The organism is Microcoleus sp. T3_D1, assembly GCF_036700405.1.
Classification (GTDB): domain Bacteria; phylum Cyanobacteriota; class Cyanobacteriia; order Cyanobacteriales; family Microcoleaceae; genus Microcoleus.
The window spans coordinates 15356-35472 of sequence record NZ_JAUBOV010000045.1; the positions used below are offsets into that span (position 1 = coordinate 15356).

Sequence of the window (20117 nt, forward strand, 5' to 3'; positions counted from 1 at the left end):
TTCAGTTATGTGGTGAGTGTGGATTTGTTCTCCGTTTAGCAGGTAGTCTCCGCATGAGCGTGCATCTCCAGTGCTGGAATTGAGCCACTTTGTAGAGCTTTGAGCCTTTAGCCCATACGCTACTACCCAGTTTTGATTGGCGTTTCTTCCAGTAATCTACTTTGGTTGAGTCATCTGGACTAGCTGTGCCTTCAACCTTTGTATGTCTCAGGATTGGGATGTCACTTACATCCAGGAGATAAAGTCTCTTTCTTTTTCCTGTTCTATCCTTGGTGTCGGCAAAGAATGTCCAGTGGTCATTTCCCAGTACGGTAAAGTATTTGTTCTTTACCCATTTGAGATGTTTCTGGTGGTGTCGTCTTTTACACCATTGCCATAGCATTTGTATCATTCTATGGTTGAATGTAGCGAAGATTTCCTTGCTGGAGCAGTGCCTGTAATAGTTCGCCCATCCTCTTAGTATAGGGTTTAGATGTTTGATGACTTCTTCCGGTTTTACCGTTTTGTGTCTTTTGAGCCATCCTCTAATTTCTCTGAGTTTGGCAATCATCTTATCCTTTTGAGGTTTGCAGAGCGTCGTTCCGTCTGAGTAGCTTCGGATTGTAAAACCAAGGAAGTTAAACCCATCTCGCTTATTTACGATTCGGGTTTTTTCTTCGTTTAGCTCTAGTCCACGCTTGTTCAGCCATTCCTTTATTTCAGGCATAACGGCTTCCAAGTCTTCCTTTGTTTCGGCTGTGACAAGGAAATCATCGGCATATCTGATGTACCCAAATCTAGGATAATACCTGTTTGTGTAGTAGGTTTTGCCTTTGTATTCCCCACTCTTGCTCTGTTTGACTTTCTGGTGGTTGGATAATACTTCTCCTTCCAGTCCGTCTAGGGCGATGTTAGCCAGAAGTGGGCTAATGATACCGCCTTGGGGAGTGCCTGTTTCTGTTGGGTTAAACTTGTTAGCCTCCACGTAACCTGCTTTTAGCCACTGTTTGATTAGTTCTTTGCTAGGAATTTCTCCAATAGCATTGAGTACGTATTCGTGGCTGATGTGGTCAAATGCTCCTTTAATATCTGCGTCTAGAATCCATTCATCGCCTCCCTTTCGTAATCGGGTATGAACTTGTTCTATTGCATCGTGACAGCTTCGCCCTGGTCGAAAGCCATAGCTGTTGGCTTCAAATAAGGCTTCCCAACTCGGCTCCAGTGCGTTTTTGACCACTGCTTGCATCACTCTATCCTTGAGAGTTGGTATCCCCAAAGGACGCTTTTTACCATTTGCTTTTGGAATGTATATCCTTTTAGCAGGCTTTGCTTTCCAAGGGTTCAGCTTCAGGATTTCGTGTATTAGTTGGATTCTCATCTGAGGGTTGAGAGCAAGTTGGTTATCCACTCCTGCTGTTTTCTTCCCTTGGTTAGTTTGAGTGACCCGTCTAACTGCAAGTAGCAGGTTGGACATACTTTTTAACATGAGTAGAGTAAGGCTCCTGACCTGATTCCACTCATTCCTCTGAGTCGCACGATAAATCCTCTGTCTGAGATTTCTCACCACCTTTGTAGCAGCTTTCCAATTCAGGTCTACCCATTTCTCAGGTAATGCGTCTGTTCCGATTTCGTTACCGAATCTATCTTTCACAGAAGTTTGATTTCCTTACATTGGTTTATCGTTAAATACCTGCCAGAATTTGGCTTCCTTTGAGTTGGAGCAAATCTTGAACTCCTATCTGTGGCATTACCCACAGCATTCGCTTTTTCTGGCATCCTTTACCCTCTAAGTATTCTGCTTTCCTTACGGTTGGCTTACTCAGACTTCGACTTGTACTGAGAACCTATAGGGCTTTCCGCAGTTCTATGTGTTTGAGATTCGTCACGGGTCGGGTTCCATCTCTGCTCCGGTGGGATTATATTTCGTCGAACTAGAGAATCATCAACTCTAGTTCTACCCACTTACCTTTTGGTGAGAGTGTTTCAGCCTTATTTCACTCTTTATTCATCACGAAGTGTACAAACGATGGTTACTGGTGATTAACCCTTTCGTGCTTCCCCTTGCTCCTTTCCAACGCGAGGCTGTTAGATGAGGCTACTTTCGTGGTCTGCATTCCATTAGGTTCATTATTTACTACTAACGTGACCGGGGTAGCGTGACCCTTTTACGTGGGGACAACGGGACGAAATCCGTTGGGAGAGAAGGCTCTCCACTCATAACACGTAGCTTAACTACGTCGCGCAATTATTGTGAACGGATACCTTTTAAAAACAGCAGCTTTGCCAGTGGTTAGCAATTTACGAGCCAGTCCTGGGCGAATTGGATCGAGCGGTCGTTTATGGGTATCAATTACAAAAACGAAATTAGACACCAAGTCCTCCATTGCTGGGTAATGTTCGCTTCGAGAATGTTTCCTGAGCTTGTTATGTCAAAAGCACTGGTTTAACCCCGTAATCCTGTTTAACTTTTGACGACAGAGCGGAAAACTAGCGTCGCATTTTCCGGTGTCGTGACTCAAGAAACGTAGGTCTAATCCTGTCTCTGGTAAGGTTCGGGCTTTTTTCTTGCACCGCTCGGAACGAGCCGGACTTCCTAAAAGCCCCCGCTTTTAAGCGTGGGGTTCCTTACCGCCCTAGGGTGACAGCGCGTCGCGATTGCCTGATACTGCTTGAGCTTGGGGAAAAAGTTCTCAATCAAATGACCGGCTTTGTACAATTGAGCATCGTAAGTTTCCAGGGTCTTGCAATTGCGACGAGGTGAAATGACGGTGATCTTCCCCTCGGCATTGAGGCGGTCAATCACACGCTGATCTGGATCATAGCCCTTGTTAGCCAGCAGTGTATCCGCCACCAGTAATGGCTGCAGTTGGTCGCCTCCTGCTCGCGTCACCAGTTTGTCGGGGGGTGAGGTGAAACTCCAACGGATTGCCCAACGCATCCACGCGATCGCATGAATCTTGTTACTCAATGGCCCTTTGCGGCCTCCAATTGCTTCATTCCTACGCTCCTCAAAAAGCTCAGCAGGAAGATGTTTCTTTCAAGTGGGAAAATGCCTGAATTGAAACTAAGTGTACCGCCGGGAAATAGTGGGTAAATGTGCTTTAATATATGTCGTCAAAATTCGCTCCTAAAAACGAAAATAAAAAATGTTAGAGTTCGATCGCCTATTCCAAACAATCGAAGAATTAGTAATGCTGCACTCACCCAGCGGTGCGGAATCGGAAATTAACCAGCGGTTGATGGAAAAATTCGCCGCCCTGGGAGTGAATGCTTGGCTCGATCGCGCGGACAATGCGATCGCCCTAATTAAGGGTCGCAATCCCGAAAAGTCGATCGCCATTACCGCCCACAAAGACGAAATTGGGGCCCTAGTTAAAACAATAGGCGAGAGTGGCCGCGTGGAAGTCCGCAGATTGGGCGGTGCATTTCCTTGGGTTTACGGCGAAGGCGTGGTGGATTTGCTCGGAGACAAGCAAACAATTAGCGGCATTCTCAGCTTCGGTTCCCGCCATGTTTCTCACGAATCTCCTCAGAAAGCTCAGCAGGAAGATGTTTGTTTAAAGTGGGAAAATGCCTGGATCGAAACTAAGTGTACCGCCGAGGAATTAGCCGAGGCCGGAATTCGACCGGGCACGCGGATGGTGGTGGGAAAGCACCGCAAGCGCCCGCTGCGGTTGAAGGACTGGATCGCGAGCTACACTCTGGACAACAAGGCTTCAGTCGCGATTTTGCTGGCTCTGGCGGAATGTTTGAAAGAGCCTGCGGTGAATGTTTATTTGGTAGCGTCGGCGAAGGAGGAGGTTGGGGCGATCGGAGCTTTGTATTTCACGCAGCGCCAGCCGTTGGACGCGCTGATCGCTTTGGAAATTTGCCCTCTGGCGCCGGAATACCCGATTCGTGACAGCGAAAACCCGGTTTTGCTGGTTCAGGACGGCTACGGAGTCTACGATGAAGGATTGAACGCGCAATTGCGCGCAGCCGCCACAGCAGCCGATGTAGAGGTGCAGTTGGCGGTAATTAGCGGTTTTGGAAGCGATGCTTCGATCGCCATGAAGTTCGGCCACGTAGCCCGCGCCGCTTGTTTGGCTTTCCCCACCCAGAACACCCACGGCTTTGAAATTGCTCATCTCGGGGCGATCGGCAATTGCGCCGCCATCCTCAAAGCCTACTGTGACGTGCTTTGGGACGAGTAGAAAAAAAAGTTTCGCAAAGTAGTTGACAGATTGGGAAAGATTAGTTAAGGTAATAAAGGTGCGGAACACAAGCAAACGCAACGACGCGCCCCCATCGTCTAGAGGCCTAGGACACATCCCTTTCACGGATGCGACGGGGATTCGAATTCCCCTGGGGGTATTAAAAATTTAAGTCTGATATCAAAGCGATATCTAGTATGTGGGGTGGGCATTTTGCCCGCCCTTATTGCTATTAGGACTAACATTAAGTTGATGCGTTCGATCGCACATCTTGCACCATTCTCGCTTAACAGGCTTTTCGGCCTGTTCCACAAAAAGTGAATTTTCTTGTGGAACAGGCCGAAAAGCCTGTTCATAAACAAGTAATTGAGAATGGTGCAACATCTCAGTTCGATCGCACTTTCCTTAGTTTGCACCATTGCGATTGATATCAAACTTTTCTATAATGGGAATTTCTGAAGGTGAGGAGGCCACTATTCGCAGGTTTATATCAACTATGATTTGATTTTTCTCAAGAACTACATTTGCTTTTTTTATTATAATTTTTGCCGATAAACAATCCTCTGATTCAGGTTCGGGAGACGACTGAGTTTTATATCCTGCGTCCTCCAGCCATTCACAAATCTTCCTCCAGTTTTCTACCTTTTCATCAGCTTTACCTACAAGGTTTTTTACATATTGGTATAAAGTATTACAAAAATCTACCGCAATTCCCTTGGGGTTTTTACTGAGCCTTTCGGCAATTTCGGCGGGACTGTAGCCGCAGAGTAGACCCCGTAAATGTTGTTTCTCTGTGGGCGTGAGCCGCTTTCCCTTGGCGGATGCTAGGTCTGTGTAAAGAGTTTCTAAGTCCCAGTCGCGCGCAGCTTCGGAGAAGCGATCGTTAGAGGATGCCATTGCAGGGGATAGGTTTCTGGATTTTTTATAATCAAAGTCTAGCACAATTCCTAATGCTGATTAGTTTCTTTGTTAAAGGTAGTTAGATTAAGATCAGGGAAAGCAGGATCGTGATTAATTTTACACAGGAAATTCTGGCAAGGCTCACTTCTTGCGAGGTGCCGTTTTCTGCTCGACAGAGTTATCAACACAAACTCCTCATAATTAGGTATTTACCCGTAAATGTTTAACCACGAATACAAAAAAGAGGCACAAGATAGACTGCGCCGTGCAGTAGAAAAGTACCAAAGAGATTGTGAGTATTTACAAAATGCCGCTGGAAGTCTTTATCAAACGCGAGTCAATCGTGGGGTTGAGATCATCCAACTATGCGAAAATTACATTAACACCTTGGCCAACTCGCCAAAAGAGTTTAGCAAAGTCGTTACAAAACTGAAGTTTCAGCTCAAGGAAATTACTGGCAAAGATTGGGATCTAATTTATTCGGCTCATAACAGCAATGTAGCCGCCGCAGCAGGTGGTGCAGGAGTCATGGCTGGAGCAGGAGTTGCCTGTTTTGGGCCAGCAGCCGCAATGGCAATTGCCACAACTTTTGGAACAGCCTCAACAGGTACTGCGATTGCTTCTCTTTCCGGTGCAGCCGCCGTTAATGCTGCTTTAGCCTGGTTAGGAGGTGGCGCTCTTACTGTGGGTGGTGGCGGTATGGTGGCTGGAAATGCACTGCTGGCACTAGCAGGGCCGATTGGCTGGGGGATTGGTGGTGTAGCTTTGGCTGGTAGTGCTTTTTGGACAAATAGCGAGAATGAGAAAATTGGGAACGAAGCCAACAACCGCGCTCTTGAAATTGAAGGTGACACAGCTAAAGTCAACATAACCAAGAAAGAAGTCAATCTTCTGGAGGGGGAAACTGTCAAACTAGCTAACTTGATTCAAAGTGAACTGCAATACTTCAAGCAGAATGCACCTTTAAATTACCTGAATTTTAGCCAAGCTCTCAAACAAAGGCTGGGGACTTTAATCAATTCGATTACTTCCCTGAGCGAGTCTATTAAAAAGACTGTAAACCTGACAATGTAATTATAATTTGGAGTGCAGCATTAGGCTCTAGCAATTAGGGAGTAATGCTGCATTTTTTTAAACATGGAAAACAGAGAAGATAGACATCTGACAACTCAATTCGTTGCTGCAATAGTAGCCCAGGAAAATCTGCGCCATGCAGAACAGCTTGAAACGGAACTCAGTAAACAAGACCGAGCGTTTTTTGCAGCGGTCGGAGAGATTGATAAAGTTCGTGATTTTGTAGGTAGTCCCGAAAAAATTCTGGGAAACACAAGCACAAAACACGGTGAAATAGCTGAGCAAGTGGAAGTTGGTATTCGCAATGCAAAATCTCTTTTGAACTCCTCTGAAACTCGCGCTACTTTTGAGGGAGTGGGTAGAACAGCACCGGAAGATTATTTAATTGATGGTATTAAAGTACAGTCTAAATTTGTGAATGGGGTTGGCAATAATTTAGACCACGTTCTCGACCACATGAAGAAATACGAAAACTTTGGCAGAGATGGGTCATATTACCATATCCCTAAAAACCAATATGAAATTATTGATAAAATATTGAAAGGGCAACAAGTCGAGGGAATAACAAGTCGTACTGCTCAAAAAATACAAGAAAAAGCTCAAGAAATAGAGCAGATGTCTGGTCGTCCTTTCAGTCAGACTGTTCAAGCTGGATCGTCTAACTATGAAGATGTGCAAATAGGCAAAGTTGACGAGACGCTAGACCGCAAAGAGCATGAATTAAAGCAAGAACACAAACAAATTAAGGATGGGATACGCTACGAGGCTCAACCTACTCTGGCTGATTTTGGTAACGTTGCTGTTAAAGGCGCCGTTATTGGTGGTAGTATTCGATTTGCTACTAAGCTTTACGCTAAGTATAAGCAAGGTAAAAACGTTTTTAAGGGTGAGTTAACCCCCGAAGACTGGCAAGAAATTGGAATTGATACCGCAAAAGGAGCTGCACTTAGTGGTATATCGGCAACAGTTATTTATGGGTTAACCAATTTTACCCAAATGTCTGCACCTTTAGCTGGTGCTTTTGTTAGTGCAGGCTTGGAAGTTGCTAGTTTAGTGGGTAGTTTGAACCGAGGGGAAATTACTGCCGATCAATTCGTTGAATTAAGTTTATTTGCTTGTGCTGATTCAGCCATTGTTGCTGCTGGAGCTACTATCGGACAAGCTTTGATTCCGATTCCTGTTGTTGGCGCTGTCATTGGTGCGATCGCGGGTCGAATCGTGACTGGTTTTTGCAAGCAGTTATTGGGACAAGATACTCATCTTGCTCGACAAGTGGAACAATATTATCAACAGTCCCTCGCTAAAATTGATCGCGCTTATAAGGCAGCCGTTGCTAATCTTGTTGCTACCTATGAACGATTAGGTAACTTAGCGGAAGCAGCTTTCGATCGTAACTTAAACCTTGACTTGAGATTGCAAGCTAGTATCGAATTAGCTGAAGCCTATGGCGTTCCTGATGCCAAGATTATTCACAATGTAGATGAGCTTGACTCTTTTATGCTGGGTTGAGCGAATACAAAGGAAATCAAATTTAGTATTGTTAACGCAGATTTAGTATAAGGTGCGCCGAAGCGCACCCTACAGAAGCAATTATCAATCGCGCGACTTCAGCAACGGTTCAATCTGCTGCCTTTGAAACTGCAATTCATCCGCCAAAGGCTGGTAAATTTCCCGATCGCCCGATTCATTGCAATAATCCCACAAACCATTGTAACAGTGCCTGTCGTCGTCCCAACCCGGATGGTTAACAATCGGATACAAGCAGATTCCCTCTATCGGAACTCCTGCTTTCATCGCCGCCGCTACCTCAGTGCACACATAATTAAACCAGACAGGTCTAAAATCGTCTTCAGTACCCGTTTCTGCTATGAATAAGGGGCGGCCGTAGCGCTCAAACACTTCTTGCAGCATTTCACGAAACGGGCGGTACAGCGGATCGGTGTATTTCATCGGCTCTTCATTGTGAATCCACTGATTGCGATCGTAATAATTCACCCCAATAATATCGAGATATTTTTCCTTACCGCCGAGTTCCGGGCGAAAACGTCCAGCCAACATATCCCAAGCTTGATATTGAGATAAGCGATAACCTTCCGCTGCGTCCCGATCCTCCGGTTTGTCAGGGTCAGCAATAATGTTAATTGTGGGGTCTATTTGAACGATCCGGGTGCCGGGATTGACTTCCCAAACTGATTCTATCGCTGCGATCGAAGCTTTGATTAACTGGATTTTTAGCTCGTCTCCCCGCCCTTTTGCAAACGGATTGATGTAGGCGACATCGCCGCCGGCCCAAGCAATAAATGAAATTTCATTGACAGGTGTCACGAAAGGTGTTTGGTCTGTTTCCTCAGTTAGCACTTCCATAAAAGCGCGCACCATGCTTGCAAACCGGGACACAAATTCGGGACTGAAAATATCAATATCGTCTGGCCAGCCGTAGTGAAACAAATCCCAAATTACCTGCATTTTCATGTCGCGGGCGGCCCGGATAATTGGCAGGGAACTGGAAAAATCGTATTTTCCGGGTGTCTGTTCGATTAAGTGCCAGCGGAGGCCTTCGCGGACTGTGTAAATGCCTTGCTGCTGCAAGCGTTGGTAGTCGGCTGCTACAAATTTATCGTGGCCGGTGGCGGCTGTGACATCGAGACGCTTTCCTGATAGCAATTTGTGGGTGGAACATTCAAAGCCGCCCATGAAAAAACTTTGAAACATCGATCGAATGGGTAATGGGTAATGGGGCATGGGTATCAACAAACACGTCAAACCCTGTCACAGACTGCTGTTTGACTATTAACGCCAGATCCCCCTGGCGCCAAGGGCGGGCACGGGGGCACCGCCCCTACGAAGGGGGGGACTGGAAACGTCTTCAAGTTTCAAAAGCGAACATCATTGCACGTTCTGCCTTTTCCCCTTCTTAAGGCAGGGCGGTTTCATTCTCAAGAAAACGATGATTTTGTAGGGGTAGTGCCCCCGTGCCTACCCTCCCCATCCACGATTTGCTCGTGTTTCAGAGATTGGGGCAGCCACGGGGGGCTGCCCCTACAAGAGAATGAAACAGCCCTGCTTCTTAAGGGGGGGGACTGGAAACGTCTTCAAGTCCCCCTTCTTAAGGGGGATTTAGGGGGATCTCAACTCGGGTATAAGCGAGATTTCTCAAAGGTTTTAGTCTTAAGTTGACACCAATTAGCCGTGAGTAATAGCTGGCGGCTGTGAACTTTCTTCGGGAATATCCCAGCCAAGAGTTGCCGCCGAGATGACCTCTAGGGGGAACTTGGGAGTGCGATCGGCATACAGCAAACCGTTAGCTTCTTGGTAAGTATCGGTTAACTGCGTGTAACAAAATCCGCTGAACATTTCCACTCGGTTTACCACCTTCAACAGCGCGCTGTAGCGCCTTTGGAGTTCCAGCGTGTCCTCCGCGCGCACGTAGCCCCAAACCCTGTAAAAATCGGGGTTTTCGCGACCGGCGCAGGCGATGCCACCGAATTCTGTCAGCATCACCGGCTGTCCTTGATGCGGGTGGCCGTCGAGGGTGAGGACTCGCCCGCCGGGACGCCCGCGATTAAACAAATCGGCTAGCTGGACTTCGGGCCCGTAGCGCTTGGCTAGGGTTTGCGGGTTGTTGTCGTAGTCGTGAATCGCCAGGATGTCGGTATCGATACTTTCCCAGCCGTCGTTACCGATGACGGGGCGAGTCGAATCGAGGGTTTTGGTCAAGAAATACAGCGCTTGCACGTAGTTGCGGTGGGCTGCGGCTTCGACTAAATTCGGAACTCCCCAAGATTCGTTGAACGGCACCCAGACTACGATACAGGGGTGGCTGGCGTCGCGGTCGATGACTTCCGTCCACTCCCGCGTCAGCCGTTGCACGGCTTTGGGAGTGAAGCGGTAGGCGCTGGGCATTTCTTCCCAAACTAGGAGCCCGAGCACGTCAGCCCAGTACAAAAATCGGGGGTCTTCGATTTTTTGGTGCTTGCGGACGCCGTTGAAACCCATTGCTTTGACTAATTCGACATCGTGGCGCAAAGCTTCGTCGGAAGGGGCGGTCATCATGGTGTCGGGCCAGTAACCTTGGTCGAGCACCAGTCGCAAATAGTAGGGGCGGCCGTTTAGCATGAAGCGATCGCGCTGGATGCTGACCGTCCGCATGGCGGTATAAGATTTAACCTCGTCGAGTAGTTTGCCGTCGGCCCACAACTGCACTTGAGCGTTGATTAGCGTGGGCTTTTCGGGACTCCACAGCAATTCGTTGCGGTAGTCGTCGATACCAGGGTCGGAGAGGGCGATGCGACGGTGGATTTCGCCGTTGATGACTTCGTAGGTGTCGTTGACCAGCAGCATACAGCCGATCGACAGTTTAACTTTAATTTGGATTCCCGACTGGCGATCGCCGGCGACAAACGCTTCAAAACCGATTTCCCAGCGTTCAAACTGGGGAGTCCAGCGGATGCGCTCGATATAAGTGTGAGGCACCAATTCTACCCAGACTGTCTGCCAAATGCCAGTCGTGCGCGGATACCAAATACTGTGGGGCTCTATTTGCCAGTCTTGCTTGCCGCGCGGTTGCTCCAAATCTTGTGGGTCGTCCTGGGCCCAGACTGTCACCCGCTGTGGCCCGTTGAGGTTTACAACTGGTGTAATGTCTACGCTGAAAGGAGTGTGTCCGCCTTCGTGTTCGATGACATACTGACCGTTCACCCAGACGCGGGCGCGGTAGTCTACGGCCCCAAAGTGGAGGAGAACTCTGCCTTCTGTGTGGGGTACGTCAAATTCGCGTTCATACCAGCAGTTGGCGTGAAAATTCGTGTCGCCGATCCCGCTTTTTGCCGATTCTGGAGCAAACGGCACTTCTATAGTGTGAGTCCACTCAGAAATATCGATCGGCTGCACGCAGCGGCCTGCGTCATCGTAAGCAAATCTCCACTGACCGTTGAGACAAATCCAGTTGCTCCGGCGCAATTGGGGGCGCGGATAACCTGTTTTCCGCCCTTGAACAGTCACCTTACTATCAAGAGTGGAAGACTCTTCAATTTCGCAATTTTCTAGTGCTCTTCCTAACCAACTCATCGGCACATCTACCTGAAGTTATATATATAGGTTAACGACAATTGCCCTGACTTTGACAAGTTTTTTGCTGATTAATTTGCAAAAGTTCTGCACCTTAAAACAGCCTCATCTAAAGGCTGTCTTGTGCTCAAGGCAGAAGTCATTAGTCAGAAGGAACGAAGAAGGAAGAAGGAAGAAGGAAGGAAGAAGGAAGAAGGAAGATTTTTCCCATCCCCCACTCGCACACTTCGTCACTCTGGGCCTCTCCGAGTCTCCCTCTCTCCCCCTCTGAGCCACTCTCACTCGGAAACTCTCCCCAACTCAAAACTCTAGTTTAGGTGGCAAGACTGTGCAAACCTCCTAACGGTTCAGTTAGCTCACTTTTGAGAGAAAATTCTTCGGCAAACGGCAAACAATGAAATATTTGCTGTAGTCCCGTGAGTTCAAATAGAATTCTAACTTGTTCGCTCATGGCAGAGATCAAAAGTATACATTTGCTGTCTCTAACTAATTTCACGATCGCCACTACAGCCATTAACTCGGAATTTTTCAGGAATTTTATTTGTGAGAAATCCAGCATAAGAATTTTGCCACCGCTTTCAATGAGGCGCTGTATTTCTTTCTGAAACTGAGCAAATTGAGAATTTTCCAAAACCTCATGAGACAAAACAATTTTCACTAGAACGTTCATTTTTACCTCTATGCTTGTTTGAATTATTAAATAACTTTTGATGAAAACCGAGTAAGGTGCTCTCTCGGCACCTTACCGTTTTACCCGTAACTCGCAGCTTCCCGCTACTTGCTAGCAGATTTGCCGTTGCCGTTGGCGTTGCTGTTGCCGTGGTTGACAGCAGCGACTTCTAGAGAAGTGGTGGCGGGGCGATGGGCGACTCCATTGGATGTGCTGACATTAGAGGCAGAACCGTTAACATTTTCTACCAATTCAATCACCGGCTTGGTAGTAATTTGTTTGTAAGTTGTCAGAGCTTGAGCGACCACTTGATCCATGTTGTAATACCTGTAAGTCGCCAGCCTTCCCACGAAAGAGACTCCCGGAGTTGAATCAGCCAAAGCCTTATATTTCTTGTAAATTTCGGCATTTTCTGGACGCGGAACCGGGTAGTAAGGGTCTCCCTCAGCTTGGGGATATTCGTAGACAATGCTAGTTTTTAGATGCTCTTGTCCGGTGAGGTATTTAAACTCGGTACAGCGAGTATATAAATGCTCGTTGGGGTAATTTACCACCGGTGCTTCTTGGTGTACGGCTACGTTCAGTGTTTCGTGCTTGAATTCCAAGGAACGGTAAGGAAGTTTGCCGTAGCAATAATTGAAATAGGAATCGACTGGCCCGGTGTAAATCATTTCTCCGTAAGGGATAAAACCCTCAATTTCCCGGTAGTCGGTATTCAGCATCACTTTGATGTTTGGGTGAGAAAGCATCTTTTCAAACATCCGAGTGTAGCCGTGCAGCGGCATTGCTTGATAGGTATCGGTGAAATAGCGATCGTCCCGGTTAGTGCGAGTAGGTACGCGCGCAATCACTGAGTTGTCGAGCTCCGACGGGTCCATTCCCCACTGTTTGCGGGTGTAGTTGCGGAAGAATTTCTCGTAAAGTTCGCGACCGACTTTGCTGACAACTACATCTTCGGAAGTGCGAATGTAATCCTTTGGTTCTGCTACTTTCGCGAAGAAATCTTCTACTTCAAATGAGGTGAGATTCAGTCCGTAAAGTTTATTTACGGTGTTGAGATTGATCGGAATTGGCAGCAGTTGACCGTCAACGCTGGCGAGGACGCGGTGTTCGTAGGGCCGCCACTCGGTGAAGCGCGAAAGATACTCGAAAACGGGGCGCGAATTGGTGTGAAAAATGTGGGGGCCGTATTTGTGTACGAGGATGCCATGATTGTCGTAGTGATCGTATGCGTTGCCGCCGATGTGGTTGCGGGTATCAATTATCAGGACAGTTTTTCCGGCTTCATTTGCTAGTCTTTCGGCAATGACGCTACCTGCAAATCCTGCTCCGACGATTAAATAGTCAAACATGGAAACACCTCTGAGTTTGGGTAAGGGTAAGGGTAAGGAATAATTGGTAATTGGAGATACAGCGAGGAGTTTTGAATCCGTAAAGTGTCACTCTTTAACTTCAACCTCAACATTCCTAACTTAAAACTTTCATCCGGTCTTCGGCTTTCTGCTTTTTATCGTCGATCGCACTTTCGATCAACCCCAGCATTTGGCCCCAGGTATTGTCCCAAGAATTGTCTGCTAAAAAGGCGTCTACTTCACTCAGCCACTTGGTGCGAACGTCCGAACTTTCGCTGAGGATTTCTTGGGCACAAGCAACGAATTCTTCAGAATTGCTAGCAATCCGAACCAAGCCGTTTTCTCCGTAGGGCCGCACCACGTCGCGGATAGGAGTAGAAATCACAGGTTTGCCGGCAGCGAGGTATTCTGGAGTTTTCGTGGGACTAATAAACTTAGTCGATTCGTTAATCGCAAAAGGCAGCATTGCGATCTCCCACCCGCCCAGATACGCTGGCAGTTCTTGATAAGATTTGCCGCCGAGATAGTGGATATTTGGGTGAGTTGGCAGAGTTGCCGGATCGATTTTCACCACCGGGCCAATGATGACTAAATGCCAGTCCGGCCTTGCTTGGGCCATGCCCGCCAGCAGTTCGATATCCATGCGTTCGTCTATGACGCCATAAAATCCCAAACGCGGGTGAGGAATGTCTTTTTGATCCGCCGGTTCTTCTGAAAGATTCCTGGCTGTCGCAAAGTGTTCTTTTTCGATACTGCTGGGGAAGGGGTGAATATTTTCGTGCTGGTGCTGTTTAGCTTCGTAAAGGTTGTGACCCCCGGTAAATACTACGCTGGCGCGCTTTAATAATTGGTTTTCATTGGCTTTTAAATCCGGGTGCGCGCCTTGGAATGCTGACAGTTCATCCATGCAGTCGTAGACTACAGCTAGCGGCTTTAAGTGGCTTGTGAAACTGACAGCCATTGGTGTGTAATACCACAGGATGTACTGGCTAATTTCGGCCGCTTGAAACAAATCATCTAGCATGGCTTGCTGAGCAGTTTGTGCTGTTGCTTCGCTGGTTCCTTCGCTCAGGTGCGGTACTATTACCCAGACTCCGCTTTCGTGGATGCTGACATCAAGCCACCAATCTGTAGCTGCGCTAAAAACAGGTTCTTCTACAAAGAAGACGCGACGATTTTTCGCACAGCGACTCAAGAGATGTTGCGGACGCTGATAGACAAAATTCCACCGCAAATGAGACAGGCAAACTAAATCTGGTGCATCTAAAGCCTCAGTTTTTGATAAGTTGGCGCGCAATGCGGGCGAGGGAGCGAATTGAGAGGGCGATTTGGCTGGATCTATAGAGGTAAATCGGATCTCCCATGCTCGCTCTTTATTGCTATAATTATTGTTTACTGAGTTTTCTGGGGGCGACATATTAGCCTCTGGAATTTGTCAATGAAAATTTGTCCGTTAAAATTGGTCAATAGGATATATTTCTCAGCAGTGTCTTACTGAAAGTCACAAGCATAAATCTGAGAAGTTTTATTGACGAGCAAGCGCCGCATTCATTGAGCAAAACAAAGAAACTGTTTAGCTGCGGAAAAACAGGCTTATCTGCTTTTTTCAGAAGTGAAACGGGGAGATAAGTTAATATTGTTTGACTTGCTATTGCTGTTAAATATAACGCAGTTTTTCGGCCCTAACTTCTATCTGAAGGATGACTTTTATCTCAGGAGACACCTAGCTTGCACGCTGGGTTCAAAAGCCGTTAAAATGCCGATCGACCTTGTAAAATGACTTTTAACGGGCCGGTACGGGGTGAAAAAAGAGCGAGTTTTATTGCTTTATTGGAAGATGAGAGAAAATTTGCCATCAAGTTTATGTTGCTTTTTGATTTGACAAACCTTGCTTTTTTTTAACTCATCCGATCGCTAATTTGGGAAAATTGTATCCTAATATACCAAGTAGCCCCAGAGATATCTGACTTCCGATAGATTAACAATTGACTGTTTATGCACTGAGGTTAAACTCACGGAACAGCACCTGTCTCAACAATACCAGAGAAACCAGGCAACGGCAACGATAAACCTAAGATTTTGCGCGAGTATAGGCCAAGAAACCAAGGTGAGGACTTTTGCGCTGTGGGCGTGAGTTTAACCTCGCGCCCACAGCACAAATGTCAATCATCCCTCTAAGGGCGGGTTCGCCGATATCTCCAATCAAACGCCAAATATCCACGTAAACCCGCGACTAGAAAATAGCAGCAACTTTACAGTCGGCGGCTGTCAATTTTGGCGATTCCTCCTCCAAAGGCAAAATCTTGCACCCTCGAACTCTTTAAGAAATCGTGAGGGAAACCCAATTCAATTGCACTTACTTTGTCTAACTGCTGCATTTGTTCCGGGGTTAATTCAAACTCCAAACAAGCGAGATTTTCCTGAAGTTGCGAGAGTTTGCGCGAGCCCACAATCGGAATAACTTCGACTGGCTGTTGGATCAGCCAATTTAGGGCTACTTGAGAAGCAGGTTTGCCAATTTCGGCTGCTATGAAGCTAACTTCGTCAGCAATTTTGAGGTCTCGTTCGTTAATTGTTCCAGATTCAGGTGAATTAAGCCGTTTAGCTTCGCTGGCGGTTTCTGAAGTGTTGTATTTTCCTGTCAGCAAACCGCCTGCTAGGGGACTCCAAGCTGTGACGCCAATATCAAAGGCTTTTGCCATAGGGATCAAGTCCCGTTCAGGAGTTCGCTCTTTTAAAGAATAGCTGGCAAAAGTATAGTCATTTATTACATGGCATGGGAGGCGTTAAGTCCCTCCCCCTTCACTTTTACTTCGAGCGGATTAACCCGCCTCGGCTGAACTACGCAGCTCTCTATCCCATCGCTGAACGCATTTGGGATTGCTTTTCTGAGGATGTTGTAAGACCCGTTCACATCGGAATTAATTAATTGCCCGACCGATGTCTTGTACAAACCTCTCTTGATCCGCTTGCCACTAAATACAGCATCCTTATCGGTCTTTCCATAAACAGGAATCGGATCTAGAGTCAGAAAATTTGATTTCGAGGTATAAGATTCTTCTTGTACAATCACCTTAATCCCAACCAATCGAGCCTTATATTCCAACATCTCAATCAGTCGAGTATGAGGAATGCCGACGAAGTTTTGGTTGGTTTGCTTTCCTAAATCAATCTCGGTTTTCCATTGTGCATTTTTGCCTACAACTAGCGTCCCAATTTGATGGGCGACCAAAAGGTCAACAATTAGGCGACTGGTATGATGCAAGTAATTATCGACTTTTTGGTGGCGACAGCGAGTTAAGCGTTGAATGCGGGGTGAACTCTTGCGACTTCCTTTTAACTGAGATTGTAACCGTGCTTTACGTTTGTTGTAGAACTGGTTGATTGATTTCAACGGACGCCCGTTAATCAACAGAGGTATAAAACCCGGCTGATTTGAAGTTAACGCCGCTAAATTATTCAGACCTAAATCAATACTAGCTACGAATTTATCGTCGCTGGCGGTGGGCTCCGGTTCATCGTATATTACCTCAATCACATAAGAATCACATTTGGGAACCAGTCTAACTTGACAGATTCGATCGGGTTCGAGCTGGGTTTTGATTGAGAGATTAGTTCCCGAAAGCTTGACGATTCCTTTCTTTAATTGCTTGCTACTAATTGCCTGAATCGTATAGACAAGGATATTCCGACCCTTGACTTTATCTTTGTACTTCGGTAGCTTCGGGCGGCCAGTAAATTTAGAGTCATCAGCTTTGTAAGCTTTAACTGCTTCAAAAAAGGACTTCCAATTCTTGTCCAATATCATCAGTATTTGCTGACTGACCTTTGCTGGCAAAACCTTGTATGCTTGATGAGATTTCATCAAACGGTTCATCTCGTTGTAATTAACGTAACCCCATCCATAGATAAAACTCTGACGAATGACGTAGTTAGCGACATTGTAGAGATTTTTGGACTTAAATGCTAATTTATCAATTTCGGCGAAACGGTGTTCCGTAGATTTAATGATGTGCCTCTCTGCTAGTTGCATTCTGAGCCTCCATCTTTTAACAATCACAACATTTTTTTGACTTCCATGACTATACGATACTACTATTGTTTATTGATGCTTACCAACTTAATGAAGTTTCACAATACTTAGTGGCAACTACCCATTTTGCGCGATCGGCTGCGATGAACTCGCCCACATATTTTTCGCTAGTACCGTTGGTGTAGAGATTCGCGGTATCAATGAAATTGCCACCCGCTTCTGCAAAGGCGTCGAACATTTTCCGGCTTTCGTCGTAGGAACTCCCCCAACCCCACTCTTCCCCAAAAGTCATGGTTCCGAGGCAGATTTCGGAAACGCGAAGTCCGCTGTGACCTAGTAGTTTATATCTCATGTCACTCTTCCCCTAATTAATGGTTGTTAACAGTTTAAATCGGGATTTCCCAAACTGTTGCCATCAGTCGGGGTGGCGAGTTTTACGGGGCCTTAGTGCTGTGCTTAATGTTGAATGTTTTGCCAAGTCAATCAAAATGCCTTAGCTTCCGGGGCTCCTGGCCGTCGCCCCTGCGTTTACTTTTAACACCGCGCAGGGGCGATCGGCTTACCAATGTATTTAGGATTACATTGCTTTCTTAAAATACAGCAAAATCGGTAAATTCTAATCTACCTTTAGGTAGGTATTTACTGACATGAGTTATATATAAAAAAATGTTCTATTTTATATAAGAAAACCAAACTGAACGATAAAAAATATCTGTAGCTAAATTAACTTTTTAGCGTTATAGTGATTTATAGATTACAAAAACTAGGTGACTCTCTTGGCTGACATCGTTGATACCGCCGTTTCGGCAGGCTCTTTTACTACCCTAGTTGCTGCCGTCCAAGCCGCTGGTTTAGTAGATACTCTCAAAGGCGCTGGCCCCTTCACCGTTTTCGCTCCTACAGACGAAGCTTTTGCTAAGCTTCCCGCAGGTACTGTAGAAGCACTGCTTAATGACATTCCTAAACTCACAAAAATCTTGACTTATCATGTCGTTTCCGGCAAAGTTATGGCCGCTGATGTGGTCAACCTGACATCTGCCAAGACAGTTGAAGGTTCAGAAGTGAAAATTGATGCTTCCAATGGCGTCAAAATCAATGATTCTACCGTTACAACAGCCGATGTTGCTGCTGATAATGGTGTCATCCACATTATTGATTCAGTCTTGCTTCCTGCGTAAGCACAAACTTAGATAGCGCAATACTATCTTGAGGGCGGTGGCTATAGTTAGCCGCCGCCCTGTTTTAGTTGATAGTTGAGATTTAAATATTTTACGCAGGTTGATAATTAAAACTATTATAGAGTAGCGGGAATTTGCCGATCGCACTGGGCTTGAGTCTGCCCCAAATTTGTCGCTGCTGGATTTACCGGGAAAACTCGTTGCAGGCAAACACCGACAGGTACTCGGAAAAAAATTATCCAAAAAATAAAAAAGTGCGATCGACCGGGTTAGCAATTGCCGATAATTAGCGGCCCACTTATTTTGCACTCTTGGGCTGATTCCCGGTTGATGCGTAGATACCATGCCACCAAACCCAACATTTCTCCGAGAAACTGGGTTTACGAGGCCTTGTCCTAATTAAGATACAATAAGAACCACAAAGAAAGTGCGATCGACATTATTTGACATTCAAGCTATGCAATCTACAACTCAGTCCGAGACAGAACTGGCGATGGACGCTCCCAAACACGGATTGCCCGTTACCATCATTACAGGATTTCTCGGCAGCGGCAAAACAACCCTGCTCAACCACATCCTGACCAACCAGCAGGGTTTGAAAACAGCAGTTTTGGTAAATGAATTTGGCGAAATCGGCATCGACAACGAACTGATTGTCACCACCGACGACAACATGGTTGAGCTGAACAACGGCTGCATCTGCTGCACAATTAATGAAGATTTAGTTAATGCAGTTTACAAAGTTCTGGAACGTCAAGAAAATCTCGATTATCTGGTAGTCGAAACAACCGGACTCGCCGACCCGCTGCCAGTAGCAATGACTTTTTTAGGCACAGAACTGCGCGACCTGACGCGTCTCGATTCGATAGTTACAGTAGTAGACGCAGCCAACTACAGCTTAGATTTGTTCAACTCTCAAGCAGCTTACAGTCAAATAGCTTACGGCGATATAATTATCCTCAACAAAACTGATTTGGTTGAGGAAGCAGATTTAGATTTGTTGGAAGTTAAGATTCGCGATGTCAAAGAAGGTGCTCGAATTCTGCGAACAGTAAAATCGCAAGTTCCCCTGCCGCTAGTCCTCAGCGTCGGATTGTTTGAATCGGACAAATATTTCCAATCTGAAGAAACTGCTAGCAGTCACGACCATCACGACCACCACGACCATCACGACCATCACGACCATCACGACCACAGCCATCACGACCACCACGACCATCACGGCCACGAACATCACGACCACCACGACCACAGCCATCACGACCACAGCCATCACGACCACTCCGACCATTTAGAAAATGACGGATTTACCTCAATTTCTTTCCTGAGTGACAAGCCGTTTTCTCTGAGAAAATTTCAATATTTCTTAGACAAACAACTGCCAACAAATGTGTTTCGCGCGAAAGGGATTATGTGGTTTGAAGAAAGTCCGAAACGACATATTTTTCACTTGAGCGGCAAGCGATTTACGATGGACGATGACCAGTGGAAAGGCGATCGCAAAAATCAGCTTGTTCTCATTGGTCAGGGTTTGGATACCGAGACTTTGCGATCGCAACTCGAAAACTGTCTTTGTATGCCTTCCACCAGTCGCGGCAAAGGTTTTGGGAAAAACTAAAGGTTGAAAATTAAACAGAACAGACGTGCGCTGGCTAGAAACCCGGTTTTTTT

19 protein-coding genes and 1 tRNA gene are annotated in these 20117 nt (G+C 46.4%); 7 read left to right on the top strand and 13 right to left on the bottom strand.

Annotation, left to right across the window (positions count from 1 at the left end):
- Position 1: 1 nt before the first annotated feature.
- From ltrA to QT992_RS20160, 3 genes are all read right to left on the bottom strand, one after another.
- Positions 2–1630: a group II intron reverse transcriptase/maturase gene (gene ltrA, locus QT992_RS20150; RefSeq protein WP_333318105.1), complete on the bottom strand. Its 1629-nt coding sequence runs from the start codon at positions 1628–1630 to the stop codon at positions 2–4.
- A 577-nt stretch (positions 1631–2207) separates the two neighbouring features.
- Positions 2208–2363: an RRXRR domain-containing protein gene (locus tag QT992_RS20155; RefSeq protein WP_445305372.1), complete on the bottom strand. Its 156-nt coding sequence runs from the start codon at positions 2361–2363 to the stop codon at positions 2208–2210.
- Between the two features lie 209 nt (positions 2364–2572).
- The gene (locus QT992_RS20160; RefSeq protein ID WP_333157049.1) at positions 2573–2947 is read right to left on the bottom strand and encodes a hypothetical protein; all 375 of its coding nucleotides are present in this window, start codon (positions 2945–2947) and stop codon (positions 2573–2575) included.
- Between the two features lie 178 nt (positions 2948–3125).
- On the opposite strand from QT992_RS20160, the gene QT992_RS20165 reads away from it, so the two are divergent.
- Positions 3126–4172 (top strand): M42 family peptidase, encoded by a 1047-nt coding sequence (locus QT992_RS20165; RefSeq protein WP_333340009.1) that lies wholly within the window; start codon positions 3126–3128, stop codon positions 4170–4172.
- 87 nt (positions 4173–4259) lie between these two features.
- Positions 4260–4332, top strand: a tRNA-Glu gene (locus QT992_RS20170).
- Positions 4333–4577: 245 nt separating this feature from the next.
- Here the strand turns inward: QT992_RS20170 and QT992_RS20175 are convergent.
- Positions 4578–5069 carry a helix-turn-helix domain-containing protein gene (locus QT992_RS20175; RefSeq protein ID WP_333340014.1) on the bottom strand — a complete coding sequence of 164 codons (492 nt, stop codon included), beginning with the start codon at positions 5067–5069 and terminating at the stop codon, positions 4578–4580.
- Between the two features lie 222 nt (positions 5070–5291).
- On the opposite strand from QT992_RS20175, the gene QT992_RS20180 reads away from it, so the two are divergent.
- A complete protein-coding gene (locus tag QT992_RS20180) occupies positions 5292–6146 on the top strand; it encodes a hypothetical protein (RefSeq protein ID WP_333340017.1) in 855 nt (284 codons plus the stop codon).
- Between the two features lie 63 nt (positions 6147–6209).
- Positions 6210–7655, top strand: coding sequence for a hypothetical protein (locus QT992_RS20185; RefSeq protein ID WP_333340021.1), 1446 nt, complete (start codon positions 6210–6212; stop codon positions 7653–7655).
- Between the two features lie 84 nt (positions 7656–7739).
- On the opposite strand, the gene QT992_RS20190 is transcribed toward QT992_RS20185, so the two are convergent.
- Both QT992_RS20190 and QT992_RS20195 read right to left on the bottom strand, forming a co-directional pair.
- Complete coding sequence (locus tag QT992_RS20190; RefSeq protein ID WP_333340023.1) at positions 7740–8888, bottom strand: beta-glucosidase; 1149 nt, start codon at positions 8886–8888, stop codon at positions 7740–7742.
- A gap of 441 nt (positions 8889–9329) precedes the next feature.
- Entirely contained in the window at positions 9330–11213 is a 1884-nt protein-coding gene (locus tag QT992_RS20195; RefSeq protein ID WP_333340026.1) for a glycoside hydrolase family 2 TIM barrel-domain containing protein, read from the bottom strand.
- Positions 11214–11336: 123 nt separating this feature from the next.
- On the opposite strand from QT992_RS20195, the gene QT992_RS20200 reads away from it, so the two are divergent.
- Positions 11337–11525, top strand: a complete 189-nt coding sequence (locus QT992_RS20200; protein ID WP_333377613.1) for a hypothetical protein — start codon at positions 11337–11339, stop codon at positions 11523–11525.
- Position 11526: 1 nt separating this feature from the next.
- On the opposite strand, the gene QT992_RS20205 is transcribed toward QT992_RS20200, so the two are convergent.
- The 6 genes from QT992_RS20205 to QT992_RS20230 form a co-directional block, all read right to left on the bottom strand.
- Positions 11527–11883, bottom strand: coding sequence for an STAS domain-containing protein (locus tag QT992_RS20205; RefSeq protein ID WP_333321317.1), 357 nt, complete (start codon positions 11881–11883; stop codon positions 11527–11529).
- Between the two features lie 104 nt (positions 11884–11987).
- The gene (gene glf / locus QT992_RS20210) at positions 11988–13235 is read right to left on the bottom strand and encodes a UDP-galactopyranose mutase (protein ID WP_333321319.1); all 1248 of its coding nucleotides are present in this window, start codon (positions 13233–13235) and stop codon (positions 11988–11990) included.
- Between the two features lie 115 nt (positions 13236–13350).
- A complete protein-coding gene (locus tag QT992_RS20215; RefSeq protein ID WP_333321321.1) occupies positions 13351–14652 on the bottom strand; it encodes a glycosyltransferase family 1 protein in 1302 nt (433 codons plus the stop codon).
- A gap of 835 nt (positions 14653–15487) precedes the next feature.
- Entirely contained in the window at positions 15488–16003 is a 516-nt protein-coding gene (locus QT992_RS20220; RefSeq protein WP_333340043.1) for an aldo/keto reductase, read from the bottom strand.
- Positions 16003–17268: a transposase gene (locus tag QT992_RS20225; protein ID WP_333340030.1), complete on the bottom strand. Its 1266-nt coding sequence runs from the start codon at positions 17266–17268 to the stop codon at positions 16003–16005. The genes QT992_RS20220 and QT992_RS20225 overlap by 1 nt, the downstream gene beginning before the upstream one ends.
- A 79-nt stretch (positions 17269–17347) precedes the next feature.
- Positions 17348–17620: an aldo/keto reductase gene (locus QT992_RS20230; RefSeq protein WP_333321323.1), complete on the bottom strand. Its 273-nt coding sequence runs from the start codon at positions 17618–17620 to the stop codon at positions 17348–17350.
- A gap of 424 nt (positions 17621–18044) precedes the next feature.
- Between QT992_RS20230 and QT992_RS20235 the strand changes: the two genes are divergently transcribed.
- Positions 18045–18446, top strand: a complete 402-nt coding sequence (locus tag QT992_RS20235) for a fasciclin domain-containing protein (protein ID WP_333321325.1) — start codon at positions 18045–18047, stop codon at positions 18444–18446.
- Here QT992_RS20235 and QT992_RS20240 read toward each other — a convergent pair.
- Positions 18426–18791, bottom strand: coding sequence for a hypothetical protein (locus QT992_RS20240; protein WP_333340033.1), 366 nt, complete (start codon positions 18789–18791; stop codon positions 18426–18428). The two genes, QT992_RS20235 and QT992_RS20240, sit on opposite strands and share 21 nt — an antisense overlap.
- A 112-nt stretch (positions 18792–18903) precedes the next feature.
- Here QT992_RS20240 and QT992_RS20245 point away from each other — a divergent pair, with 112 nt between their 5' ends.
- Positions 18904–20064: a GTP-binding protein gene (locus QT992_RS20245; RefSeq protein ID WP_333321327.1), complete on the top strand. Its 1161-nt coding sequence runs from the start codon at positions 18904–18906 to the stop codon at positions 20062–20064.
- The last annotated feature ends 53 nt before the right edge of the window (positions 20065–20117 follow it).

What these genes read in the sequence shown, in the direction of transcription:
- QT992_RS20155 (WP_445305372.1), bottom strand. Translation starts at nt 2,363, where the DNA reads ATGGAGGACTTGGTGTCTAATTTCGTTTTTGTAATTGATACCCATAAA.
- glf (WP_333321319.1), bottom strand. Translation starts at nt 13,235, where the DNA reads ATGTTTGACTATTTAATCGTCGGAGCAGGATTTGCAGGTAGCGTCATT.
- QT992_RS20185 (WP_333340021.1), top strand. Translation starts at nt 6,210, where the DNA reads ATGGAAAACAGAGAAGATAGACATCTGACAACTCAATTCGTTGCTGCA.
- QT992_RS20190 (WP_333340023.1), bottom strand. Translation starts at nt 8,888, where the DNA reads ATGCCCCATTACCCATTACCCATTCGATCGATGTTTCAAAGTTTTTTC.
- QT992_RS20180 (WP_333340017.1), top strand. Translation starts at nt 5,292, where the DNA reads ATGTTTAACCACGAATACAAAAAAGAGGCACAAGATAGACTGCGCCGT.
- QT992_RS20165 (WP_333340009.1), top strand. Translation starts at nt 3,126, where the DNA reads ATGTTAGAGTTCGATCGCCTATTCCAAACAATCGAAGAATTAGTAATG.
- QT992_RS20175 (WP_333340014.1), bottom strand. Translation starts at nt 5,069, where the DNA reads ATGGCATCCTCTAACGATCGCTTCTCCGAAGCTGCGCGCGACTGGGAC.
- QT992_RS20225 (WP_333340030.1), bottom strand. Translation starts at nt 17,268, where the DNA reads ATGCAACTAGCAGAGAGGCACATCATTAAATCTACGGAACACCGTTTC.
- QT992_RS20230 (WP_333321323.1), bottom strand. Translation starts at nt 17,620, where the DNA reads ATGAGATATAAACTACTAGGTCACAGCGGACTTCGCGTTTCCGAAATC.
- QT992_RS20205 (WP_333321317.1), bottom strand. Translation starts at nt 11,883, where the DNA reads ATGAACGTTCTAGTGAAAATTGTTTTGTCTCATGAGGTTTTGGAAAAT.
- QT992_RS20245 (WP_333321327.1), top strand. Translation starts at nt 18,904, where the DNA reads ATGCAATCTACAACTCAGTCCGAGACAGAACTGGCGATGGACGCTCCC.
- QT992_RS20195 (WP_333340026.1), bottom strand. Translation starts at nt 11,213, where the DNA reads ATGAGTTGGTTAGGAAGAGCACTAGAAAATTGCGAAATTGAAGAGTCT.
- QT992_RS20215 (WP_333321321.1), bottom strand. Translation starts at nt 14,652, where the DNA reads ATGTCGCCCCCAGAAAACTCAGTAAACAATAATTATAGCAATAAAGAG.
- QT992_RS20240 (WP_333340033.1), bottom strand. Translation starts at nt 18,791, where the DNA reads ATGGTATCTACGCATCAACCGGGAATCAGCCCAAGAGTGCAAAATAAG.